The 22,983-nt window shown below is 59.8% G+C and carries 18 protein-coding genes; 15 read left to right on the top strand and 3 right to left on the bottom strand.

Annotated features, from left to right (window positions below):
* Window positions 1-72 precede the first annotated feature (72 nt).
* From EI291_RS19935 to EI291_RS19925, 3 genes are all read right to left on the bottom strand, one after another.
* Window positions 73-1,149: a SusE domain-containing protein gene (locus EI291_RS19935; protein ID WP_125424048.1), complete on the bottom strand. Its 1,077-nt coding sequence runs from the start codon at window positions 1,147-1,149 to the stop codon at window positions 73-75.
* 91 nt (window positions 1,150-1,240) lie between these two features.
* The gene (locus EI291_RS19930) at window positions 1,241-2,842 is read right to left on the bottom strand and encodes a RagB/SusD family nutrient uptake outer membrane protein (RefSeq protein ID WP_125424047.1); all 1,602 of its coding nucleotides are present in this window, start codon (window positions 2,840-2,842) and stop codon (window positions 1,241-1,243) included.
* A gap of 12 nt (window positions 2,843-2,854) precedes the next feature.
* Window positions 2,855-5,872 (bottom strand): SusC/RagA family TonB-linked outer membrane protein, encoded by a 3,018-nt coding sequence (locus tag EI291_RS19925; protein ID WP_125424046.1) that lies wholly within the window; start codon window positions 5,870-5,872, stop codon window positions 2,855-2,857.
* Window positions 5,873-6,819: 947 nt separating this feature from the next.
* Here EI291_RS19925 and EI291_RS19920 point away from each other — a divergent pair.
* From EI291_RS19920 to phhA, 15 genes are all read left to right on the top strand, one after another.
* On the top strand, window positions 6,820-8,241 hold the full coding sequence (locus EI291_RS19920; RefSeq protein ID WP_125424045.1) for an alpha/beta hydrolase-fold protein: 1,422 nt from the start codon (window positions 6,820-6,822) through the stop codon (window positions 8,239-8,241).
* Window positions 8,242-8,563: 322 nt separating this feature from the next.
* Window positions 8,564-9,979: an anthranilate synthase component I family protein gene (locus EI291_RS19915; RefSeq protein ID WP_125424044.1), complete on the top strand. Its 1,416-nt coding sequence runs from the start codon at window positions 8,564-8,566 to the stop codon at window positions 9,977-9,979.
* 116 nt (window positions 9,980-10,095) lie between these two features.
* Entirely contained in the window at window positions 10,096-10,662 is a 567-nt protein-coding gene (locus tag EI291_RS19910; RefSeq protein ID WP_125424043.1) for an anthranilate synthase component II, read from the top strand.
* Between the two features lie 164 nt (window positions 10,663-10,826).
* Window positions 10,827-11,819 carry an anthranilate phosphoribosyltransferase gene (gene trpD, locus EI291_RS19905; RefSeq protein ID WP_125424042.1) on the top strand — a complete coding sequence of 331 codons (993 nt, stop codon included), beginning with the start codon at window positions 10,827-10,829 and terminating at the stop codon, window positions 11,817-11,819.
* A 173-nt stretch (window positions 11,820-11,992) separates the two neighbouring features.
* Window positions 11,993-12,805 (top strand): indole-3-glycerol phosphate synthase TrpC, encoded by an 813-nt coding sequence (trpC, locus tag EI291_RS19900; protein WP_125424041.1) that lies wholly within the window; start codon window positions 11,993-11,995, stop codon window positions 12,803-12,805.
* Between the two features lie 158 nt (window positions 12,806-12,963).
* The gene (locus EI291_RS19895; protein ID WP_240635613.1) at window positions 12,964-13,611 is read left to right on the top strand and encodes a phosphoribosylanthranilate isomerase; all 648 of its coding nucleotides are present in this window, start codon (window positions 12,964-12,966) and stop codon (window positions 13,609-13,611) included.
* Window positions 13,612-13,664: 53 nt separating this feature from the next.
* Entirely contained in the window at window positions 13,665-14,573 is a 909-nt protein-coding gene (locus tag EI291_RS19890; protein WP_125424040.1) for an ABC transporter substrate-binding protein, read from the top strand.
* 84 nt (window positions 14,574-14,657) lie between these two features.
* A complete protein-coding gene (gene trpB / locus EI291_RS19885; RefSeq protein ID WP_125424039.1) occupies window positions 14,658-15,854 on the top strand; it encodes a tryptophan synthase subunit beta in 1,197 nt (398 codons plus the stop codon).
* Between the two features lie 121 nt (window positions 15,855-15,975).
* A complete protein-coding gene (trpA, locus tag EI291_RS19880) occupies window positions 15,976-16,755 on the top strand; it encodes a tryptophan synthase subunit alpha (RefSeq protein ID WP_125424038.1) in 780 nt (259 codons plus the stop codon).
* A gap of 171 nt (window positions 16,756-16,926) precedes the next feature.
* Complete coding sequence (aroF, locus tag EI291_RS19875; RefSeq protein WP_125424037.1) at window positions 16,927-17,940, top strand: 3-deoxy-7-phosphoheptulonate synthase; 1,014 nt, start codon at window positions 16,927-16,929, stop codon at window positions 17,938-17,940.
* A 194-nt stretch (window positions 17,941-18,134) separates the two neighbouring features.
* Window positions 18,135-19,496, top strand: coding sequence for a helix-turn-helix domain-containing protein (locus EI291_RS19870; RefSeq protein WP_125424036.1), 1,362 nt, complete (start codon window positions 18,135-18,137; stop codon window positions 19,494-19,496).
* Window positions 19,497-19,763: 267 nt separating this feature from the next.
* On the top strand, window positions 19,764-20,150 hold the full coding sequence (locus tag EI291_RS19865) for a hypothetical protein (RefSeq protein ID WP_125424035.1): 387 nt from the start codon (window positions 19,764-19,766) through the stop codon (window positions 20,148-20,150).
* A 30-nt stretch (window positions 20,151-20,180) separates the two neighbouring features.
* Entirely contained in the window at window positions 20,181-20,714 is a 534-nt protein-coding gene (locus tag EI291_RS19860) for a hypothetical protein (protein WP_125424034.1), read from the top strand.
* A 368-nt stretch (window positions 20,715-21,082) separates the two neighbouring features.
* Window positions 21,083-21,817: a phenylalanine 4-monooxygenase gene (locus EI291_RS19855; protein ID WP_125424033.1), complete on the top strand. Its 735-nt coding sequence runs from the start codon at window positions 21,083-21,085 to the stop codon at window positions 21,815-21,817.
* Window positions 21,818-22,138: 321 nt separating this feature from the next.
* A complete protein-coding gene (gene phhA, locus EI291_RS19850) occupies window positions 22,139-22,888 on the top strand; it encodes a phenylalanine 4-monooxygenase (RefSeq protein ID WP_125424032.1) in 750 nt (249 codons plus the stop codon).
* Window positions 22,889-22,983 lie beyond the last annotated feature (95 nt).

Raw genomic sequence — 22,983 nt, 5'->3', positions numbered from 1 at the left:
GTAATATGACACATAAAAAAGACCCCGACAGTTACTGTCGGGGTCTTTTTTATGTATGAGCGCAGGTTACGATTACTTCACCGAGTAAGCGTAGTTACCAGGCTTGCTCAGGTCAAGCGTTATGGTGTAGGTACCGGCCGTCGTAATGGCCAGGTTGTCTCCACCGTAATCCAGAACACCATCAGGAGCAACTTTGGGGTTGGAGCCGTTGAAGCCGTCCCCGAAGTTAATCGTCCAGTCGTTGTTCGCACGGAATTTGATTTCGCCAACCGTCAGAGCAACACGGGCGCTCCATACGCCGGTAGTAGCATCGAAGGTGAGTGGGGTATCGGAGTTCCAGCCGTTGGGCGTGGCCGAGCCGATAACGCCCCAGGTAGTTTTCGTGGCCGACCAGGTCAAAGCACCAACGTCAGCTTTCAGCAGGTAGTAACCGGTGGTCGGAACCGTCAGGTTGCCGGCACCGCCATCCGTAGAGAGCTTGCCGCCATTGCCGTTGCCGTAGTTGGTACCGCTCCAGGCCGGAACGGAGGTAAACTTGAACTCGGGCGAAGCAGTGCCGAAGTTCACATAGCCTTCGTACAGCTGGTTGTTATTGCTGTTGAACGCACCAACTGTGGGAGCAGTGGCTGGGTTCCAGCCCTGGTGGTTACCAGGAACGTACAGCGAAGGATAGTTGATAACTACTTTGTAGGGGGTAACCTTCAGGTTCACCGGAGCCGAGAAAGGCGCATTTACCTTGGAGCTCAATACCGTCTTAACGCGTACTACCACGTCGGAGCTGGTGCCGGTGGTCGGCAGGCCCAGCTGGAGCAATAGCGTGTTCAGCTCGGCACCCGTGAAGGTCTTGCTGGTAGCGGTGCCCACGTTTACTTCCTGCATTTTCGAGCCAGTGAAATTACCGGCTTTCGTATCGAACTGCAGAATATAAGAAGGCGCCGCTGCGTAACCGTAGGAAGCCGGGGCCCAGCTGATAGTGGTTACATTGGAGGCAGAGTTACCATCGTTCAGCACCAGGGTGCTGGCCGTAGAAGCAACAGTGGTATTGCCGCTTTGCTGCATAACTACCTGGTCGCCTTCCTTTTCGCAAGAAGTGAGCAGTACGGCAGCTGTCAGGCAAAGCCCGGAAACGCGAGTAAGCCAGTGTGACATAGTAAAAGTGAAGAAGAGGTGGGGTTAAGGGGATTCTGCAAAACTGAACCGGAAACCACAGGTGGAAAATTCCGGTTCAGTTTTCAGCAGATTAATAACCAGCGTTTTGCTGCAGGTTGGGGTTGGCCGTCAGATCCGTGGTTGGGATGGGGAACAGGGCCCGGGTAGCGGGTACGTCAGCACCCACCCGTACACCACCTTTGAAGGGCCAGTTGTAGCCCGTGGTGTACTTGCCGAAACGAATCAGGTCAGTACGACGGTGACCTTCCCAGTACAGCTCACGGCCCCGCTCGTCCAGAATCAGGTTCAGGTTCAGATCAGCCGCCGTGATGTTGCCCGAAGCATTACCATAAGCCCGCTGACGCAGCGCGTTGATGTAGCTAACTGCCGTAGCCGTGCTGCCACCGGTGCCACCCCGTACTACTGCCTCAGCGTACATCAGCTGTACGTCGGCCAGACGGAACATGGGGAAGTCAGTATCCGGGAACGTGGGGTTTGAGCCGGGCGCGTTGGTGGAAGAAACGTTCTTGAACTTCGAAATGGCGTAACCATCTGTGAACGTCGCTACGTCGTTGATTTCCAGCGTCTGACCGGCCGTGTAGAACATAGCACGCTTGTCGGGGCTAGTGCCGGTAGCGGCATTGGGGAACAGGTCCACCAGGTTTTTCTTGGTGCGGGTACCACCCCAGCCGCCGTCAATACCGAAGTCAGAAGCCGGCATGGAGCCACCCACTGCTGCATGGATGATGAACGTCATGCCGCCGTACGACTTGGTGTGCACACCATCGAAACGAACCGGGAAAATGATTTCCGAGGCCGAGGTAGTGTTGTTGTCGGCTTTGAACAGGTTGGCGTAGATCGGAGCCAGCGTGTAGCCACCACCCAGTACCTTGTTAGCGTAGGTAATAGCATCGGTGTCACGGGCAGTACCGGTGTACACTTTGGAGTTCAGGTACAGCTTGGTCAGCAGCGTCCAGGCAGCGCCTTGGTCGGCCCGGCCGAACTCGTTAGTGCGCGGAGCCGCCAGGTCACCTTCGATGGCTTTCAACTCACTCTCGATGTAGTTGAACAGCGCGGCACGCTCAATACGCTGCGGCTTGTCTTTACCAACCGAGGAAGTTTCAGTAGCGAAGGGCACGTTACCGAACATATCCAGCGCATGGTAGTAACTCAGAGCGCGCAGGAAGCGGGCTTCGGCGCGGTACTGCTTTACGTTGGTCTGCTCGGCACTGCTGTAACCGTAGTCACCCAGCTTGGAATCCGTGGTTTGGCGCACAAATTCGTTGCAGAGAGCAATCTGGTAGAAGATACGGTCGTAGATGGCCCGTACAAACTCGTTGTTGGCGTTCCAGGTCAGCTTGTTGTAGTCGGGCAGGTTACCATCGGCCCAGCCAATGATGGCTTCATCGGTGGTGAGTTCCTGCGCCATCCAGTACTGACGGATGTAGTTCGAGAATCCCTCGTCGATACCGGAAATATCGGGCTGGCCGGCCGGGCCCGTCTGGCCGCTAACGGCCAGCGTGGCGTACAAACGAGCCAGTACCTCTTTCACACGGGCCGGATCTTTATACACGTTATCCGTGGTCAGCTCGTAGGAAGGAGTCTGATCCAGGTCCTTTATGCACGAGCTGAACGGGAGCAGGCTTACCGCAAACAGGGCAGTAGCCAGGGTGCGAGTGAATTTGTTTTTCATGGGGGTGGGATGTTAGAAGCCGATGTTCAGACCGAGCGTAATGGTGCGCGGGCGCGGATAAATATTGTTATCGAGGCCACTGAACACCTCCGGATCAAGACCTTTGTATTTGGTAATCACAAACAGGTTTTGAGCTGCCAGTGACAAACGCAGGTTGGCCTTGTCGTTGTAGATGTTCCCGAAGTTGTAGCCAAGCGTCAGGTTTTCCATGCGCAGGAACGAGGCATTTTCCACATAGTAATCCGAGAAGTACTGTGGCGTGGTGAAGCCCGTGGTCAGGAAGTCACGGTTCAGGTTGCTAACAACCCCGTTGGAACCACCGGCCGGGAAGAAGGCCTGCGAACGAACGTTGTTATACACGTAGTTGCCAATGTTGGAGCGCAAAGTGAAGGCCAAGCTGGCCTTGCCGTAGGTCAGGTTCGAACCGAAGCCCAGGCTAGCCGTAGGGGTCCGGGATTTATACCGATACAAGTCTTTCGAATCAACAGTTCCGTCGCCGTTCCGGTCAACATATACACCTTCCAGCGGCTTGCCATCCGAGCCATATACCTGCTGGTACACGTAATAGCTGAAGGGCGTATAGCCAACCGTATTGATCTGTACTTTGTTGCCGGTACCGCCCGAAATAGCATCACCAGTCAAGTCACCCACGTACTCGGGGTTCGTGGCGTTGCTGAGCTGCGTAATTTTGATGCGGTACGCCGTTACGTTGGCGTTCAGCGTCCAGTTGAATTTCTCCGAGCGGGCCACGTCTACATTCAGCGAAGCTTCTACCCCCTTGTTCTCCAGCGAGCCGACGTTGGTCGTCAGTACGTTGGAAAGGTTGGCCAGCGCCGGCAGAGGTACGGTGTTCAGCAGGTCAGTGGTTTTCCGCTTGTACACATCCACGGCACCGTAGATGCGGCCATCGAGGAAACCGTAGTCCAGACCGGCGTTATACGTAGCCGTCGTTTCCCACTTAATGTTTTCATCGTAGGCAGCGGCGCGCAGCGTGTTCGAGTAGTTGCCGCCAATCTGATACTGGGCCGTATTCTCCGAGTAGGTGTAGCGGGCCAGATAGGGATACAGGTCGCCAATGTCCTGCTGACCGGTCTGGCCGTAGCCCAGACGCAGTTTCAGTTCGGAAATAGCAGTACTGTTTTTCAGGAAATCCTCACCCTTGATACGCCACGCGGCCGAGGCCGAGGGGAAATAACCCCAGCGGTTATCCTTGGAGAAGCGCGAAGAACCGTCTGCCCGGAACGTAGCCGTCAGCAGGTACTTGTCGTTGATGTTATAGTTGGCCCGGCCGAAGAACGAAACCAGCACGTAGCGGGGGTCCCGGTAGTTCTCGTTGTTCAGCAGCGACGAGGCAGCCGTCAGGATGGTGCCATCAGCCAGGTTATCCGAGAAAACGTAGTTCTTGTCGCGGAAGCTCTGGTAGGAGTGACCTGCCACCAAGTTGAGGCGGCCGATGCCCAGCTGACGGTCGTAGGCGAGGTACACCTCCATCAGCTTGTTGATCTTGTCCTGCGCGTACTGGTTGTTGAGGCCACCCCGGTAGGTGGTGGTACCTATCTGTATCTGACGGAAGTAGTCGGAAGCAGCGTAGTTGGGCACGAATACGGTGCCACGGCCCTGCTGCAGGTCAGCACCCAGGTTCAGGTTGGCACGAAGGCCTTCCACGAAGGGCAGCTTGTAGTCGAGCTGAATGTTACCCAGGCCCCGCTTCACGGTGCTCCGGTCGCGGCGCTGGTTGATGAGGCCCAGCGGGTTACGAACACCCAGGGTGTTCAGCTGACCCGAGCCGTCGGTAGCCAGTACTTCGGTGTAGCCGCCGAAGGGGCTGCCGTTGAATACCGGCAGGGTGGGGTTGGCGCTGGCAGCGGAGCCGATAGCACCCTGGCCCGAGAAGTTGTTGTCAACCCAGGAGCCCTTCACGTTCACGTCCACCTTCAGGTTGCCGTTCAGCAGCACCGGCGTCAGGCTCAGCGAAGAAGTGTAGCGCTTCAGGTCGTTCTTGAGCAGCAGACCTTCCTGGTCCAGGTAACCACCCGACAGGCGGTAGGGAACAGTGCCAATAGAGCCGGTCAGGCTCACGTTGTTGTCCGTGGTCTGGGCGGTGCGGTAAATTTCGCGCTGCCAGTCGGTGCTGGTGTTGCCCAGCAGAGCCTTCTGGCTGGCGTTGCCGATACCGTTCACCACGGCGCGGAACTCAGCGCCATTGAGCACGTCCACGTAGTTGCGGGCTTCCGAAACCGAGTTCTGCGAGCTTACATTCACGTGAAGCTTGTCGCCCTGCAGACCTTTCTTGGTAGTTACCAGAATAACGCCGTTCGAAGCGCGCGAACCGTAAATAGCCGTCGACGAAGCGTCTTTCAGCACGGTTACGCTCTCAATATCGTTGGGGTTAATCAACGACAGTGGGTTGGAAGTACCCGACAGGCCCCGGTTATCCACCGGTACGCCGTCAATTACAATCAGCGGGTCGTTGGAGGCATTCAGCGAAGCACCACCGCGAATCCGGATGTTGGAGCCGGCGCCGGGGGCACCGCTGTTGGTAGTAATCTGCAAGCCGGCTACCTTACCCTGCACCAGCTGCTCGGGGTTGGTAATCTGGCCCTGTACGAACTGTTTGGTCGATACCTGCTCTACGGCACCGGTTACGTCCTGCTTGCGCTGGGTACCGTAACCGATAACTACTGCTTCGTTCAGCAGCGTGGTGTTTTCCGACAGCGTGAGGCTGCTTACGGCCGTGTTCTGACCGGCGGTTACGGAGATGCTCTGACGCTGCGTGGTATAACCTACGAACGACATTACCAGCGTGTGTGGGCCGGACGGAACATTCTGAATAGAGAAGGAACCATCAGAATTGGTTGAGCCACCCAGATTGGTGCCTTCAATAATAACGGTAACGCCGGGCATGCCTTCGCCTTTCTCGTCCAGCACGCGGCCGCTCACCGTTCCAATTCCCTGCGCGTATGCGCTGCTCACGCTAACACCTGCGCAGAGGAGGGGCAGCGCCAGTTTCGCTAGATAGGGGTGTTTCATTGAAAAAGAGTTAGGGGGTTGAAATGGATTTTTCCGGACAAACCGGAGTGGGAATTTAGTGGTCCTAAGCAGCGGAAAACGGGTGACGAACCGGGTGAGTGACCCATTCTATACTACCTGCTTCGTCCGAGTTCAACATCACCAAATCGTTAAGAAACAGCGCAAGTTAAAGGGTTCGGCCGAACAAAAACAATGAGTGCAAACCCATAAGTCGGTTTCGTTATAATTGGACTTTGCGACGGATATCTATTGAAAAGTTGTCGGGGCAACATTTTGACAGTAGTAAATGTCTTTCGAATCGACCTCTTACGGGTGGCTATAAGGCATAATATCGGTACCTGAGGTTACAAACGGGCACTTACAGCCGGTCCTTTCGAAGCACGCGCATATTGACTCGCGACAATGCTACATTGACAGTGGGGTTGTTAATCAGCCAGACGAATGATAGAATTTCACCAAATCGACGGTTTTCACCAAACCAGTCGGAATTGATAGTGTGTTGATGCGTCAGGGGCCAAATAGCGGTAAATCAGGCTGTTTTCGGATGGGTGAAGCTAGGTGAAAAAGCAAGTAGAAGAAATAAGGGTGTGCAAACAGAGCAACATCTAGAGTCAATAAAGTATCGGGTCAATGGTGTGAAATTGATCAATAGGGTGCTGGTTTTTTTGTATATATTCTAGGGCTGAGAATGGCAGTGTACCTTGCTGGCCAAGCGGAGTTTCGGTGCAGGCGAAAAGTTCCTCGCTGTTGCTCACCGTAAGGGCTTACTTACCACTCAGTACAGAAAATTGCTTTGTCGGTTTTCTGCATTTTCCCGGAAAAATACAGGTTGTCTTTATCCACTACTCAAGGGGACGCTACCTCTTATTGGGAAAATGGTGTGAGCGGGAGATACGCCAGCAGAATTGTTGGTAGCTTGCTATATCCTTTCTGCCCACCTTTTTCCTATGAAGTATTTTTTGCTTGGCTGCGCTGTAGCCCTTGCGAGTACCAACGTACAGGCACAAACCACTTTCCGCCTCACGGCAGTGCCCGCTGCCACCCCGGCCAGCGCTACGCTGTACATGGCGGGCTCCTTTAACAACTGGAACCCCGGCAATGCGCCGCACGCGCTGACTAAGGCTGCCGACGGCAGCTACCAGCTCACGTTGCCGGCCTCCGTGACGGGTACAGTAGAATTTAAATTTACCCGGGGCTCCTGGGGTACGGTTGAGTCGGATGCCCAGAACAACGACATCAGCAACCGGAGCTACACGATTAGTGGCGGTCCGGCTACCGTCAATCTGCAGGTAGTGAACTGGAAAGATCTGGGCGCGGGTGGTGGCACCTGTCAGAGCACGGCGCTGCAACCCAACGTACAAATCATCAGCACGGCGTTTCAGATGCCACAGTTGGGGCGCACGCGCCGCATCTGGATATACCTGCCCAACGACTACGGTACGGCTACTGCCAAGCGCTACCCCGTGCTGTACATGCACGATGGGCAGAATGTGTTTGATGCCTGCACCAGCTTCTCGGGCGAGTGGGGCGTGGATGAAACCCTGAGCCAGCTGCAGCAGCAGGGCCTGGATGCTACCGGCTCTATTGTAGTGGCTGTGGATAACGGCGGCAGTGAGCGGCTGAACGAGCTTTCTCCCTGGAATAACCCCCAGTATGGCGGCGGCCAGGGTGACCAGTACGTGGATTTCATGGTTCAGACGCTTAAGCCTTACATCGACCAGAACTATCGTACCCTCACCGGGCGGGAGTTTACTGGCATTGCCGGGAGCAGCATGGGCGGCCTGATTTCCACCTATGCAGCCCTGAAGTACCCGCAGGTATACAGCAAAGTGGGCGTGTTTTCGCCGGCGTTCTGGTTTGCCCAGCAGCCGTTGTTTCAGTACCTGCGGCAGCACCCGGCCAACCCGGCTACGCGCTTCTACTTCGTGAGTGGAGCTACCGAAAGCCAGACCATGGTGCCCCTGATGCAGGCCATGCGCGACTCGTTGGCGCGGGGCGGCGTACCGGCTGCCAACCTGAGCTTCAGCGCCCCCGCTGATGGGCAGCACGCCGAGTGGTTCTGGAAGCGGGAGTTTTCGGCGGCCTATCAGTGGCTGAGCCGGCCTGCCGTAGTTACCGGTACCCGCAACGCCGCCGTGCTGGCCTTCAGTGCGTATCCCAACCCGGCCAAAGACCGGCTGATGCTGCAGCTGCCCACCGATGCCCGCGACGCCCGCGTGGAAGTGCTGGACCAGAGCGGCCGGGTGGTAGTGAAAGACAAGCTTAAAGCTGGCGGCGCGCTTAACGTGAGCGGTCTGGCCAAAGGCCTGTATCAGTTGCGCGTAACTACCAGTAAGCAGCAGGGTACGCAGGCATTTATTAAAGAGTAGCTGTTCTGCCACTGCCTGCAATGCTTTATAACCAGGAATGAGGGTGAAAGCCGCTGGTAAAAAAAACCGGCCTTTTCTTGCGCCGCACTGAACCCGGCGTACCTTTGCACCGTTCAACGCCTAACCAACTTTTTGGCAATGACTATTTCGATGAACCTGCAAGCATGGTGGTGGCCCTACGGAGAATCCGGACGGGACAGCCTGTGCGTGCGTTAAGGTATCGAACTACTTTTTTCGCAACGACTCAAAAGCCCGGCCGACCAGCCGGGCTTTTTTTGTGCCCGGCGCTGGCCCACCTCTACCAACACAACCAGCCCCGCTCATGCAAACCTACCAGCTCACTACCCGCCACCTGCGCGTTCTGGCCGATACCGTCACCCCCGTGGGCCTCTACCTGCGCCTGCGCGACCGGTACGACAACTGCCTGCTGCTGGAAAGCTCCGACTACCACGGCCAGCAGAACGCGTTCAGCTACCTGGCCTTCGATCCGCTGGCCCGCTTTGAGCTGCGCGGCCGGGAGCTGACCCTCACGCTACCCGACGATACCACCGAAACCGAAACGCTCGACTCGCCCCGCACGGCCCTGGCCCGCCTGCAGGCCTTTGCGGCCAGCTTCCAGACCGAGGATACCGGCCACGACTTCATCACGGGCGGGCTGTTCGGGTACCTGGGCTACGAGGCGGTGCAGGCCTTTGAGGACCTCACGCTGAACCCCGACAAGCAGCCCGCCGGCCAGATTCCGGATATCCTGTACGGCACCTACCGCTACGTCATTGCCATCAACCACTTCCGCAACGAGCTGTACGTGTTCGAGCACACGTTGCAGGGGCAGGAGGTGGACGAGGACGGGCTGACGAAGCTGGTAAACTTGATCCGCAACCCCTCGCTGCCCGATTTCAAGTTCCGGACGGAAGGGGAGGAGCAGACCAACCAGACCGACGAGGAGTTTCTCAAGGTGCTGGCCCAGGGCCAGCAGCACTGCCTGCGGGGCGACGTGTTTCAGATTGTGCTGTCACGCCGGTTTCAGCAGGGCTTCTCGGGCGACGAGTTCAACGTGTACCGGGCGCTGCGCTCCATCAACCCCTCGCCCTACCTGTTCTACTTCGATTACGGCTCCTTCAAGATTTTCGGGTCGTCGCCGGAGGCGCAGGTGCGCATTCAGGGCCGCGAGGCCAGTCTGTTCCCCATTGCAGGCACCTTCCGCCGCACCGGCCACGACGCCGAGGATGCCGCTCTGGCCCAAAAGCTGGCCGACGACCCCAAGGAAAACGCCGAGCACGTGATGCTGGTGGACCTGGCCCGCAACGACCTAGCCCGCCACGGCGACAACGTGCGGGTGAAAACCTTCCGCGAAATCCAGTTCTACTCGCACGTGATTCACTTGGTGAGCGAGGTGAATGCCACCCTGGCCGCCGGCACTAACTCGCTGCAGGTGGTGGCCGATACCTTCCCGGCCGGCACGCTCTCGGGCGCGCCCAAACACCGCGCCATGCAGCTCATTGATGGCCTGGAACCGACAGCCCGCGGGTACTACGGCGGCGCCATCGGCCACCTGGGCTTCAACGGCGACTTCAACCACGCCATCATGATCCGCTCGCTTCTGAGCACCGCCGGCCAGCTCTACTTCCAGGCTGGGGCCGGCGTGGTAGCCGCCTCCGACATCAACTCCGAACTCAACGAAGTGCACCACAAGCTGGCCGCCCTACGCAAGGCGCTGCAGGCCGCTGAGCAGGTGTAGCATCGGCGGCAGCCGTCCCAGGGCTGAAGCCCTGGGCTACGGAGCACTCCTTATAGAAGTCACTCACTAGCCCAGGGCTTCAGCCCTGGGACCATCAGGCCAAACGGCCGAACTCAATGAACATCCTCGTTCTCGACAACTACGACTCCTTTACCTATAACCTCGTGCAGGTGCTGCGGGAGCTGGGGCATACGGACAACGTTACCGTGATTCGCAACGACAAGCTGGCCGTGGACAACGTGGCCGCCTACGACGCGGTGCTGCTGTCGCCCGGTCCCGGCGTGCCGTCGGAAGCGGGCCTGATGCCCGAAATCATCCGTCGCTACGCACCTTCCAAGCGGATTCTGGGCGTGTGTCTGGGCCACCAGGGCTTGGCGGAAAGCTTCGGCGGGGAGCTGTACAACCTACCCCAGGTGCTCCACGGCCTAGCCACCGACGCCCACCTCACGGCCGCCGACAAGCTGTTCGACGGCCTGCCCGATACCTTTAAAGTAGGCCGCTACCACAGCTGGAGCGTGCGCCCCGAGAGCGTGCCCGCCGAGCTGGAAGTCACCGCCCTCGACGCCGACGGTCAGGTGTTGGCCTTCCGCCACCGGGACTATGATGTGCGCGGCGTGCAGTTCCACCCCGAATCCATTCTCACCGAGCACGGCCACCAGATGCTGCGCAACTGGCTGAGCTGAACAGGCTGAATGTAGAGACGCAGTAGTTGGAGTCTCGTCGTTGAACGATAATAGTAGCGTGGAGCTAACAACATCAGCACGCGGGGAGACGCAAAATATTGCGTCTCTACCTCCGGTAATTACCCACCCAATTCCCCCAAACCCGCCTTCGTGGCGGTCTGATTGTGAAACAGATTCTCAATAAACTATTCGACCAGCAGCTGCTGACTCACCCCGAGGCGCTGGAAGCCATGCTGCGCATTGGGCAGGGCGAGGCCAACGCGGCGGAAATGGCGGCCTTTATGAGCGTGTACCGGATGCGGCCCATCTCGGTGCCGGAGCTGGCGGGCTTCCGCGAGGCCCTGCTGAGCCTCAGCCGCGACCCGGAGCTGGGCACCCGCGACACGGTGGACATTGTGGGCACCGGCGGCGACGGCAAGGACACGCTCAACATCAGTACGCTGGCCTGCTTTGTGGTGGCTGGGGCCGGCTACAAGGTCACCAAGCATGGCAACATCGGCGTGTCGTCGGTGTGCGGGTCGTCGGATGTGCTGCAGCAGCTGGGCGTGGAGTTTGGGGTGGGCAACGACGTGCTGCAGCGGCAGCTGGAACGGGCCGGCATCTGCTTTCTGCACGCTCCGGCCTTCCACCCGGCCATGCGCCACGCCGGACCGGTGCGCCGGGAGCTGGGCGTGCGCACGTTCTTCAACATCCTGGGCCCGCTGGTGAACCCCGCGCGGCCGAAGTTTCAGGTGGCCGGCACCTTCAGCCTGGAGCTGCTGCGCCTCTACCACTACCTGCTCCAGCAAACCGACACCCGCTATGCCGTGGTCCACGCCCTGGATGGCTACGACGAACTCTCGCTGACGGCCGCCGCCAAGCTGGCCACATCAGAAGGCGAGCGGGTGGTTTCGGCCGCCGACCTGGGCCTGACCCTGAACCAGCCCGAGGAGTTGGCCGGCGGCCGTACCGCTGCCGAATCAGCCACCATCTTTGTGGATGTGCTGGAAGGCCGTGCCACCCGCGCCCAGCGCGACGTGGTAACGGCCAACGCGGCCCTGGCCATCGGCTGCCTGGAGCCCACCTTCAGCTTCGCCGACAGCCTGGCCGCCGCCCGCGAGTCGCTGGATTCCGGCCGCGCCCGCCAAGCGCTGCGGGAGCTGGTGGCAGCTATCTGAGCCCAGTAAACAGGTCCTGTCATTCTGAGCGGAGCGAAGGACCTTATCAAACCAGAACGACTGTTGTTGTTACGCTTCGTGCGAATGGCACAAGGTCCTTCGCTCTGCTCAGGATGACACACGATTTTCGAAACAGCTATCAGCCAACAGCTAGTAGCTAACAGCTCAAAACAATGACCATTCTCGATACCATCATTGCCCATAAGCGCCAGGAAGTAGCCACCCGCCAGAGCCTGGTGCCGGTGAAGCTGCTGGAGCAAAGCTTCTACATGCCGGCCCAGCCGCTGAGTTTGCGCCGCTACCTGCTGCGCGACGATCTGAGCGGCATCATTGCCGAGTTCAAGCGCAAGTCGCCCAGCAAGGGCATCATCAACGCCCACGCGCCGGTGGAGCGCACCACGTTGGGCTACATGCAGGCCGGCGCTTCGGCGCTGTCGGTGCTGACGGATACGGAGTTTTTCGGCGGCAAGAACGAGGACCTGACCACGGCCCGGCGCTTCAATTTCTGCCCCATCCTGCGCAAGGATTTCGTAGTGGACGAGTACCAGATCATCGAAGCCAAGAGCCTCGGGGCTGATGCCGTGCTGCTGATTGCGGCCGTGCTCAGCGGTGAGGAAGTGCTGCGCCTGGGCCGGCTGGCCAAAAGCCTGGGCATGGAAGTGCTGCTCGAAATCCACAACGCCGAGGAGCTCGACAAAACCCTGCACCCCGACGCCGTGAGCCTGGTAGGCGTGAACAACCGCAACCTGCACGACTTCTCCGTGAGCCTCGACACCTCGGGCGAGTTGGCCCAGCGCATTCCCGACGAGTACGTGAAGGTGACGGAAAGCGGCCTAACCACCGCCGCCGACATTGAAGCCCTGCGCGCCGTAGGCTACCGCGGCTTCCTGATGGGCGAAACCTTCATGCGCCACTCCCGCCCCGAAAAAGCCTGCGCCGCCCTGGTGCAGCAGCTCCGCGCCACCGAGGCGGTGACGTTGCTGTAAGGGTCAGAAAGCTAGAGCTAGCTCCCCTCCTTGGAAAGGAGGGGTTGGGGGTGGTTGACCATCGTCAGAACAACAGCTAGCTCTAGCTTCTAACTCTAAAAATCAACCACCCCCAGCCCCTCCTTTCCAAGGAGGGGAGCTAGCTTTAGCCCCCACACATGCCAACCAACACCCACCACATGCCCCACCTCAAAATCTGCGGGATGGCTGATGCCGACAGCCTGCGGGCGGTGGCGGCGCTGCGGCCCGATTTTCTGGGGTTCATCTTCTATCCGCAGTCGAAGCGGTACGTGGGGGAGCGGCTGCCGGCGGCGGCGGTGCGGGCCTTGCCGGCCGCCATCCGCAAGGTGGGCGTGTTCGTGGATGACGACGCGGCTACGGTGCTGGCGCGGGTGCGGGAGTATGATTTGCAACTGGCCCAGCTTCACGGACACGAAACGCCCGAAACCTGCGCCGCGGTGCGGGCCGGCGGCGTGCCGGTGGTGAAGGCGTTTGCGGTGGGCGAGGGGTTCGACTTTGCGCAGCTCCAGCCCTACGTGGACTGCGTTGATTACTTCCTCTTCGACACGGCCGGCCCCCAGCCCGGCGGCAACGGCACCGCCTTCGACTGGACGCTGCTACAGGACTACAACCTGCCGGTGCCGTACTTTCTGGCCGGCGGCATCGGGCCGGAACACGCGGCGGCGCTGCGCAACCTTCGGCTGCCCGGCCTGTTTGCCCTGGACCTGAACAGCCGCTTCGAAACCGCCCCGGGCACCAAGGACGCCGGCCGGCTGGAGGCTTTTTTTCAAGAGTTGAAAGCATAACAAGCCAGCAGCATACACAGGCAGATTGCGCTAAAGACGGATACACAAAAGCTATGAGCGAAATAAAGATTGCGCTGGACTGGACGGTAAACACCAACCACACGGGCTTTGTGGTGGCCCAGGAGCTGGGCTGGTACGCACAGCACGGACTGGAGGTGGAGCTGCTGACCCCGGAGGCCGACGACTACGCCCTGACTCCAGCCAAGAAGGTAGAGCTGGGGCAGGCCGATTTTGCGCTTTGCCCGCTGGAAAGCATCATCAGCTACCGCACCAAGGCCCGGCCGTTCGATGCCATAGCCGTGGCCGCCCTGCTGACGGAAGACCTGAGCAGCATCGTCACGCTCAAGCGTCCGGATATTCAGTCGCCCAAAGATTTGGCCGGAAAAATCTACGCCTCGTACCAAGCCCGCTACGAGGACCAGATAGTGGCGAAGATGCTGGAAAACGACGGTGCTACCGATCCGCTGACCATCACCTACCCCGAGAAGCTAGGCATCTGGAACACGTTGCTGCAACAGCAGGCCGACGCCACCTGGATTTTCGATAACTGGGAAGGCGTGCAGGCCCGGCAGCAGGGCGTGGAGCTGACCAGCTTCCGCCTAGCCGAGTATGGTATTCCGTACGGCTATTCGCCCGTCATCATGGCGTCGGAAAAGCGGGTGCTGGAAAACGGGGAGGCCTACCGGAAGTTCCTGCGGGTGTCCGGACAGGGCTTCCTGCACGCCAAAGACCATCCGGAGGAGGCGGTAGCACTGCTGCAAAAGCTGGTACCGGCCGCCGACCGCAACCCCGTTTTCCTGCTCGAAAGCCAGCAGTACACGGCCGAATACTACGGCAGCGGCCCCGGCTGGGGCCACATGAGCCCCGCCAGGGTGCAGCGCTACCTGGACTGGCTGGCCGAGCATGGCCTGGAAACCCGGAAGCTGCCGTTGTCGGAAGTCATGACCAACGACCTGTTATAAGAACCCTTTTTTGCGTCTGATTTCGCGGGGTAAGCCACTGCGAGACCCTGCGCCACCCACCCCGAGACTCTGCGAAAAACCATCATGAAACCAACCTACCAACAACCCACGGAGCGCGGCTACTACGGCCAGTTCGGGGGCGCGTTCATTCCCGAAATGCTCTATCCCAACGTGGAGGAGCTGCGCCAGCAATACCTGAGCATTATGGCCGAGCCGGAGTTCCAGCAGGAATACCAGCAGCTGCTGCGCGACTACGTGGGTCGGCCCACGCCGCTGTTCGAGGCCAAACGGCTGTCGGCGAAGTACAACACCCGCATCTACCTCAAGCGCGAGGACCTCTGCCATACCGGCGCCCACAAGGTAAACAACACCGTAGGGCAGATTCTGCTGGCCAAGCGCCTGGGCAAAACGCGCATCATTGCCGAAACCGGTGCCGGCCAGCACGGCGTGGCCACCGCCACGGTGTGCGCCCTGATGGGCATGGAGTGCATCGTGTACATGGGCGAAATCGACATGGAGCGGCAGAAGCCCAACGTGTACCGCATGCGCCTGCTGGGGGCTGAGGTGCGGGCGGCCATGAGCGGCAGCCGTACCCTTAAGGACGCCACCAACGAGGCCATCCGCGACTGGATCAGCAACCCCGTCGACACGCACTATATCATCGGCTCGGTGGTGGGCCCGCACCCGTACCCCGATCTGGTGGCACGCCTGCAGGCCGTTATCAGCGAGGAAATGCGCAAGCAGTTGCTGGAAAAAACCGGCTCCGAGCTGCCCAACTACGTGGTGGCCTGCGTGGGCGGCGGCTCCAACGCGGCCGGCGCGTTCTACCACTTCCTGGAAGAGCCTTCGGTGCAGCTGGTAGCCGTGGAAGCCGCCGGCCACGGCGTGCACTCAGGCCATTCGGCCGCCACGTCGGTGCTGGGTACGCCGGGCATCATCCACGGCAGCCGCACGCTGCTGATGCAGGATGAGGACGGCCAGATTACCGAGCCCTACTCCATTTCCGCCGGCCTCGATTACCCCGGCATCGGGCCGCTGCACGCCTTCCTGGCCGATTCCAAGCGCGCCCGCTTCATCAGCATCGAAGACGAAGCGGCCCTGAAAGCCGTGGCCGAATGCAGCCGCCTCGAAGGCATCATCCCGGCCCTAGAAACCGCCCACGCCCTAGCCGCCCTCGACCAGCTCGGCGCCGGCCCCGACGACGTGGTGGTCATCAACCTCTCCGGCCGCGGCGACAAGGACCTGGAAACCTACATCAAGTACGCTGACGCTATTATGTAATGCCAAACCACCTGTCATCCTGAGCGAAGCGAAGGACCTTATCACGTCTGGCTTACCAGTGAACGACTTGTTCAAGCGTGATAAGGTCCTTCGCTCCGCTCAGGATGACAGGGCCGCTGATATGAACCGAATCAAAGACGCCTTCGACAAAAAGCAGAAAAACCTGCTCAACATCTACTTCACGGCCGGCTACCCCAGCCTGCACGACACCGTACCGCTGATCAAAGCCCTGAGCGAAGCCGGGGCCGACCTCATCGAAATCGGAATGCCGTTTTCGGACCCGCTGGCTGATGGGCCGGTGATTCAGGCCAGCAGCACCGTGGCCCTAGCCAACGGCATGAACCTGCGGGTGCTGTTCGAGCAGCTGAAAGACATCCGGGAGAGCGTACCCGAAACGCCAATTCTGCTCATGGGCTACCTCAACCCGGTAATGCAGTTCGGGGTAGACAACTTCTGCCGCGAAGCCGCCGCCGCCGGCGCCGACGGCATCATCCTGCCCGACCTGCCCCTCGACGACTACGTGGCCGAGTACCAGGAAATCTTCCGCCGTCACAACCTGCGGCCGGTGTTCCTCATCACCCCGCAAACCGCCCCGGAACGCATCCGCCGCATCGACGAGCTGACCGATTCGTTCCTGTACCTGGTGTCGGGCCCCGGCACCACGGGCGGGGCCAACACCCAGGCCGAGGGCGTGCAGGAAGCCTATTTCCAGCGTATCGAGGCCATGAACCTGCGCAACCCCCGCCTCATCGGCTTCGGCATCGGCGACAAAGCCTCGTTCCAGAACGCCTGCCAGTACGCCGAGGGCGCCATCATCGGCTCCGCATTGATTCGCGCCTTGGACGGCGTGGACGACGCCCCGGCCGCCGCTAAGCGGTTTGTTTCTTCTGTACTCAACTAAGTAGCTTCCGAAAAGCTGTCATCCTACCTGCTCAATCATCCTGAGCGCAGCGAAGGACCTTATCACATCAGAACGTATTCGTTCAGACGGTCATTTCAACGTGATAAGGTCCTTCGCTCCGCTCAGGATGACAGGGGAGCAGTAATGCAGCTGATTCTCCCTCCCCAGAACATGATCATCCAACTCGACCCCCATATCACCGCCGCCGATAAAGCCGCCATTGAAGCCCGCATTCAGGAGCTGAAATACAAGGCTACGGAGGTGAAAACCCAACGTGCCCACTACCTGGTGGCCATCGGCAAGGCCGATGTGGATCTGCGCGCCATCGGCCAGTTGCCTGGCATTCTCGACATCCACCGCGTGTCGGACGATTACAAGCTGGTGAGCCGCAAGTGGCGCGTGCGCCCCACGGTGCTCGACCTCGGCGACGGGGTGCGCATCGGGGAAGGCTCGCTCACGCTGGCCGCCGGTCCGTGCAGCATCGAGAGCGAAAAGCAGATGGAGTTAATCATGCAGCACCTCGTGGACAACGACGTGCGCATCATGCGCGGGGGCGTGTTCAAGCCCCGCTCGTCGCCGTACGCGTTCCGCGGGCTGGGCATGGAAGGCCTGAAGGATTTCCACCGCATGGCCCGGGAACGGGGCATCAAAATCGTGACGGAGGTGATGCAGGTGTCGCAGGTGGAGGAGATGCACGACTACGTGGACGTGTTCCAGGTGGGCGCGCGCAACACCCAGAACTTCAACCTGCTCGACGCCCTAGGCGGCGTGGATAAGCCCGTGATGATCAAGCGCGGCATTTCCGGCACCATCGAGGAGCTACTGTCGTCGGCCGAGTACGTGTTTTCGGGCGGCAACGAGAAGCTGATTCTCTGCGAACGGGGCATTCGGACCTTCGAAACCGCCTCGCGCAACACTCTCGACCTGAACGCCGTGCCCATCCTGAAGGAGAAAACCCACCTGCCCGTCATCGTGGACCCCTCGCACGGCATCGGCATCCGCGAGTACGTGCCCACCATGGCCCTGGCCGGCGTGATGGCCGGAGCCGACGGCATCATCTACGAAGCCCACGAGAAGCCCGAGGAAGCCGCCTCCGACGGCGCCCAGACCCTGAATTTCGCCGAGTCGGAGCGCCTGATCCGCAACCTGCGCAAAGTGTACGCCCTGCGCCAGGAGTTGGAGTAGAAGGTAAACTAAAAGCTAGTTCCCCTCCTTGGAAAGGAGGGGTTAGGGGTGGTTGATGAACGCTGGAACGATGCTAGAGCTAGTTCTAAAAACCGTTCTACTGCAAGGTCAACCACCCCTAGCCCCTCCTTTCTAAGGAGGGGAACTAGCTTTTTGAACATAGTAGAAGTCCGATCTACTGTTACCTTGCCGGTATGTTCTTCGGCTTCAACCTCTACAGCGGCCTGCTGCTGCCGTTTTTCCTGCAAGGCGTAATCGTGGCGGCGGTGCTGTGGGCGCGGCGGCGGCGCGAGGATACGGCGGCCGACGGCTGGCTGGCGCTGCTGCTGCTGCTGTTTGCGGTGCGGCTGGCCCAGTGGATGCTGGGCTTTGCCGGCTGGTACGACTCGCACGACGCTCGCACGACGTTCATGTTCTACTGGCCGTTCAGCAACTGGCTGGCGGTGGGGCCCGCGCTATACTTCTACTTCCGCAGCCTTACCAACCAGGAGTTCCGGCTGAAGCGGCGGCACTGGTGGCACTTCGCACCCGTCCTAGTGATGCTGACGTGGCTGCTGGTGGTATTTGGCCACGATATCGGCTGGTGGCACGGGGTGCAAGGCCAGCCTCTGCCCGCCCACTTCGGCACTAAAGGCCCCCTGGCCAGCTGGGCCGACTACCAGCCCATCGGGCTGCTGGCCGATACGCTGGGCTACCTCTCGGTGCTGGCCTACGCGGTGCACACCCTGCGCGCCTACCGCGCCTACGCCCGCTACCTCAACGACAACTTCTCCGACACCGAGCAGCTCCGGTTTCGGTGGCTGCGTAACGTGCTAGTGGCCGTAGTGGTGGGCACCGGCGTCACGCTAGTGTTCGGCGCGGTCAATTTCTTCATCACGCCCCTCAACTACGTGCAGAACTGGTACGACTACCTGTTCACCGGCCTGCTGATCTACTACCTTAGCATCTCGGGCCTGCTGACGGGTTACCGCCTGGCCGCCCTACGCTTCCAGTTGTCGGCTGAAGCAGCTCCACCAGTGGCCCCGTTACCAACGATAGAAGCTGCCGACGAAGCGCCTGGCATCGTTGTACCGGCGGTAGACAAAAGAACTGTTGCCGATGCGGTACCCGATCTGCCTGAAATACCTGTTTCGGCTGCTACTGCGGCTGCCAGCGTACCGTTGGTAGCTGATGCCACCGTTGAAGAGCCAACTGAAACGGCCGCCGAACCCGACGCGGAGCTGGCCCGCTGGACGGCCCGGCTGCTGGCCCACATGCAGGCGGCCCGGCCCTACCTGGAGCCCGAGCTAACGCTGGGCGAGCTGGCCACCCAACTGCGCACCAATACATCCTGGCTCTCCAAAGTCATCAACTCCGGCTGCGGCCAGAACTTCAACGACTTCGTGAACGAGTACCGGGTGCGCGAGGCCGAGCGCCGCCTCCGCGACCCGCAGTTCCGGCACTACACCCTGCTGGCCGTGGCCCTGGAGGCAGGCTTCAACTCCAAGTCCACGTTCAACCGCGTCTTCAAAAAGCTCCGCGGCCAGACACCCAGCGAAGCCGCCCGGCAGCTGTAGAGACGCATACTTGCGCCTCATTGTTGAACGGCCGGCCCTGTACCAACAGCACATTGTAGAGACGCGACACCTCGCGTCTCATCGTTGAACGACCCGGAACTGCGCCAATCAAACAGCTTCAGCAACAGCAAGATGCGAAGTATTGCGTCTCTACGCCTGCCCAGTGTCAAACTATAAATTGAGGCGTCCCAGGCTGTAAACTGGGGCGTTTGGCGGCGGCGGGGGCAGTTCCTTTGGGACATCGTTTCACTTCAACCCCCCATTGCCATGCGTACTTTCCTGCCTTTCCGTTCGGCCACTGTTGCCACTTTCGCCGCCCTGCTACTGCTCGTTACGGCCTGCTGGGCGGGTATCACTTCCAATCTGCTCATTGAGCCGGGCAAGCAGTTTGTGCTGGGCGGTGGCCAGCTGGGCGGCTTCAAAGTAGAGGCCCACAACGTAGGCAAAGTATCCGTCGAGTTCAAGGAGCGGCCCCGGGGCGGCGGCATCTTCGGCAAAACCACGCTGGCTCCCGGCGAGCGGGGCACGTTGCGGTTCATGGCCGGCTCCACGGCGCTGCTGCTCAACCCCTCAGCCCAGCAAGCCAAAGTAGACCTTAAAATCACCGGCGACACCCGACTGAGCATGACCTACGAGCCCAACGGCAAGCTGTAGGCGGCACCATCACTGCTAAAAGGCTTCGTCATGAAAAAGCAAATTCTCAGGTTCGCGCTGGCCCTGGCCAGCTTGGTTACGCTGGTGGTGGAGCGCGGCAATGGTCAGGCTGATGCTCTCCGCCTGACCATGCAGGAGCTACAGCTCCTAACGCAGCAGTGGGTGCAAGGCCAGCTCACGTATGCCAATGAGGCTTCGGCCCGACCCGATGCCATTCGTAGTGGTCTGAACGGCATGAGCCCCGGCCCCAACGCCATTGTCCTCGATTACATCTACCAGCAGCCCGAGGGTGGTATGGTAAAGGAGTTCGACAAGCTCTGGCTGGCCCGCGATGGTCGTTCCGTCCGTTGGGACAATGCGCAACTGCAACTCCGGTCCAAAATCCGCCTGCCCGATGGCCGCCTTCAGGCAGTGTTTGAGGGGTCGGGCCGGGAGATGGGCCAGCCGTGCGAGCTGCGCCGCGTACTTACGCTGGGCTCCCAGAAGCTGGAAATCAGCAAAGAAGTACGTCGGGCTAATACAACTACCTTCGTCGCCCTAGCCCGTTACGAGTTTACACAATGAAAATGGCTTATTTGACAAATAGAGCCCTAAAATTATAAGGTAGTTAATCATAAACAGTGTCAAATACTTGCTGATGGCCCCTTGTACAAGGGTGCTTAGATGAAATAAATGCGCCGATTCATGTAATAGGCCTTTTAAAATAAACTGTCCTGAAATCTTGTTTATTCTGGAAGTCTTCTATATTTGCATCATCATGCTGAACCTATCCGCGAAATGCTTTATGACTATTAATCGTCCTGTCCAGGACGAGGTCGGGCGCTTTTGCGGGTACGAAAGGTAGAACACAGCATGCTTCTCCTTCTCTGAAATCCACTTAAGAGCCCGACTCCTCCCCAGGAGCCGGGCTTTTTTTCTGCCCTGTACGCGCTATGATACAGCAACACTACGACCGGTATACCACGCAGGATCAGCTGGTTTGGAAGGTATTGTTCGACCGCCAGACGGCCCTGCTGCACAAGCGTGCCTGCTCGGCGTTTGGCCGGGGGCTGGAGGCCGTGGGCTTCCACCGCAACGCCATTCCCGACTTCCAAGAAGTAAGCCAGCGCCTGCACAAGGCCACCGGCTGGCAGCTGGAGCCGGTGCAGGGTATGCTCAATGATGCCGAGTTCTTCGGGTTGCTGGCCCAGCGCAAGTTCCCGGCCACCGTCTGGATCCGGAGCATGGCGCAGTTCGACTTCATCGAGGAGCCGGATCTGTTCCATGGTGTATTCGGCCACGTGCCGCTGCTCATGGACCAAGCCTTTGCCGATTTCCTGCACTTCTTGGGGCAGGTAGCCGCCCAGCACCTTGACGATGCCGTGGCTCTGGCCCGCCTCGAGCGGCTCTACGGCTTCACGGTGCAGTTTGGGCTGGTGGAGGAGCATGGCCAGACGCGCATGTACGGGGCCGGTCTGCTGTCGTCGTCGGGCGAAATCCACCACTGCATCGGCGACGTTTCGCGCCGCTTTCCCTTCGACCTAGCCACCGTGCTGCACACGCCCTACAGCGAAGCGCACCTGCAAGACCAGTACTTCGTGCTCACGAGCTGGGAGCAACTCACCGAAAGCGTAGCCGAGCTGGCCGCGCTGCTGTCCTCGGGCTGGGAGCTGCAGCCGGTGGAGTAGCCAAGCTGTCATCCTGAGCGGAGCGAAGGACCTTATCACGTCTGAACGGCTCATTGGACATGATAAGGTCCTTCGCTCCGCTCAGGATGACAGAGTGAAATCTACTTAATCCAAAATCTCTCGTACATTTGCTGCACATGCTGCTGTTCACGTCCCGCTATTATTACGCTGCTACCTATTACGCTCCCCTCCGGAGCGGAGCGGCCGCGGCGTACGCGAGGACCTGAGACTAGCACATCATCCTCCCCAACGTCTTTTCAAGCCTGCTTCCGCTCTCTGCGGAGGCAGGCTTTTTCTTTTTCCATCATTTCCGTTTTCGTTATGCAGTCTGTTTCTGCCTCCCCCGTTGCCCTGCCGCTGCTCACCCAGGTATACGCCGATTACACCGCCGCCGACCAGCACGTGTGGCAGCTGCTCTTTGACCGCCAGATGGCCCTACTGCCCGGCCGCGCCGCCGAGGCATTTCTGGAAGGCGTGCGGCGGGTAGGCTTCACCCGCGACGCCATTCCCGATTTCCGGGAGGTGAACCCGCGCCTGCAGGAGCTGACCGGCTGGGAACTGGTGGTAGTGCCGGGCATCGTGGACGATGCCGTGTTCTTCCAGTTGTTGGCCGACCGCAAGTTTCCCGCCACCACCTGGCTGCGCACCCTCGAGCAGCTCGATTACCTGGAGGAGCCCGACATGTTCCACGACGTATTCGGCCACGTGCCGCTGCTGACGGATGCCGGCTTTGCCGATTTTCTGCAAACGCTGGGTGCGGCCGCCGTGCACCACGGCCAACGCTGGCTCGGCACCCTGGAGCAGTTCACGCGTCTGTACTGGTTCACGGCCGAGTTCGGCCTGATTCAGCAGCCCGACGGTCTGCGCATCTACGGGGCCGGGCTGCTGTCGTCGCACGGCGAGGTGAAGTTCAGCCTCAGCGACGCGCCCACCCGCCTGCCCTTCACCCTCGACGGTGTGCTGGATACGCCTTTCGAGAAGGACAAATTCCAGGACCTCTACTTCGTACTCACCGACATGCAGCAACTCCCCGAAAGTCTGGCTCAACTTCAGGCGCGGCTGTTGGAATAAGCTGCAGTTGATAAACAACGCTGAACGTCATGCAGAGGCGTAGCCGAAGCATCTCGCGTGCTGACATTGCTTCACTAATCCAGGGTTTAAACCCT

The organism is Hymenobacter rigui, from assembly GCF_003944715.1.
Lineage (GTDB): Bacteria > Bacteroidota > Bacteroidia > Cytophagales > Hymenobacteraceae > Hymenobacter > Hymenobacter rigui.
This window is presented reverse-complemented; position numbering and strand designations above follow the sequence as displayed.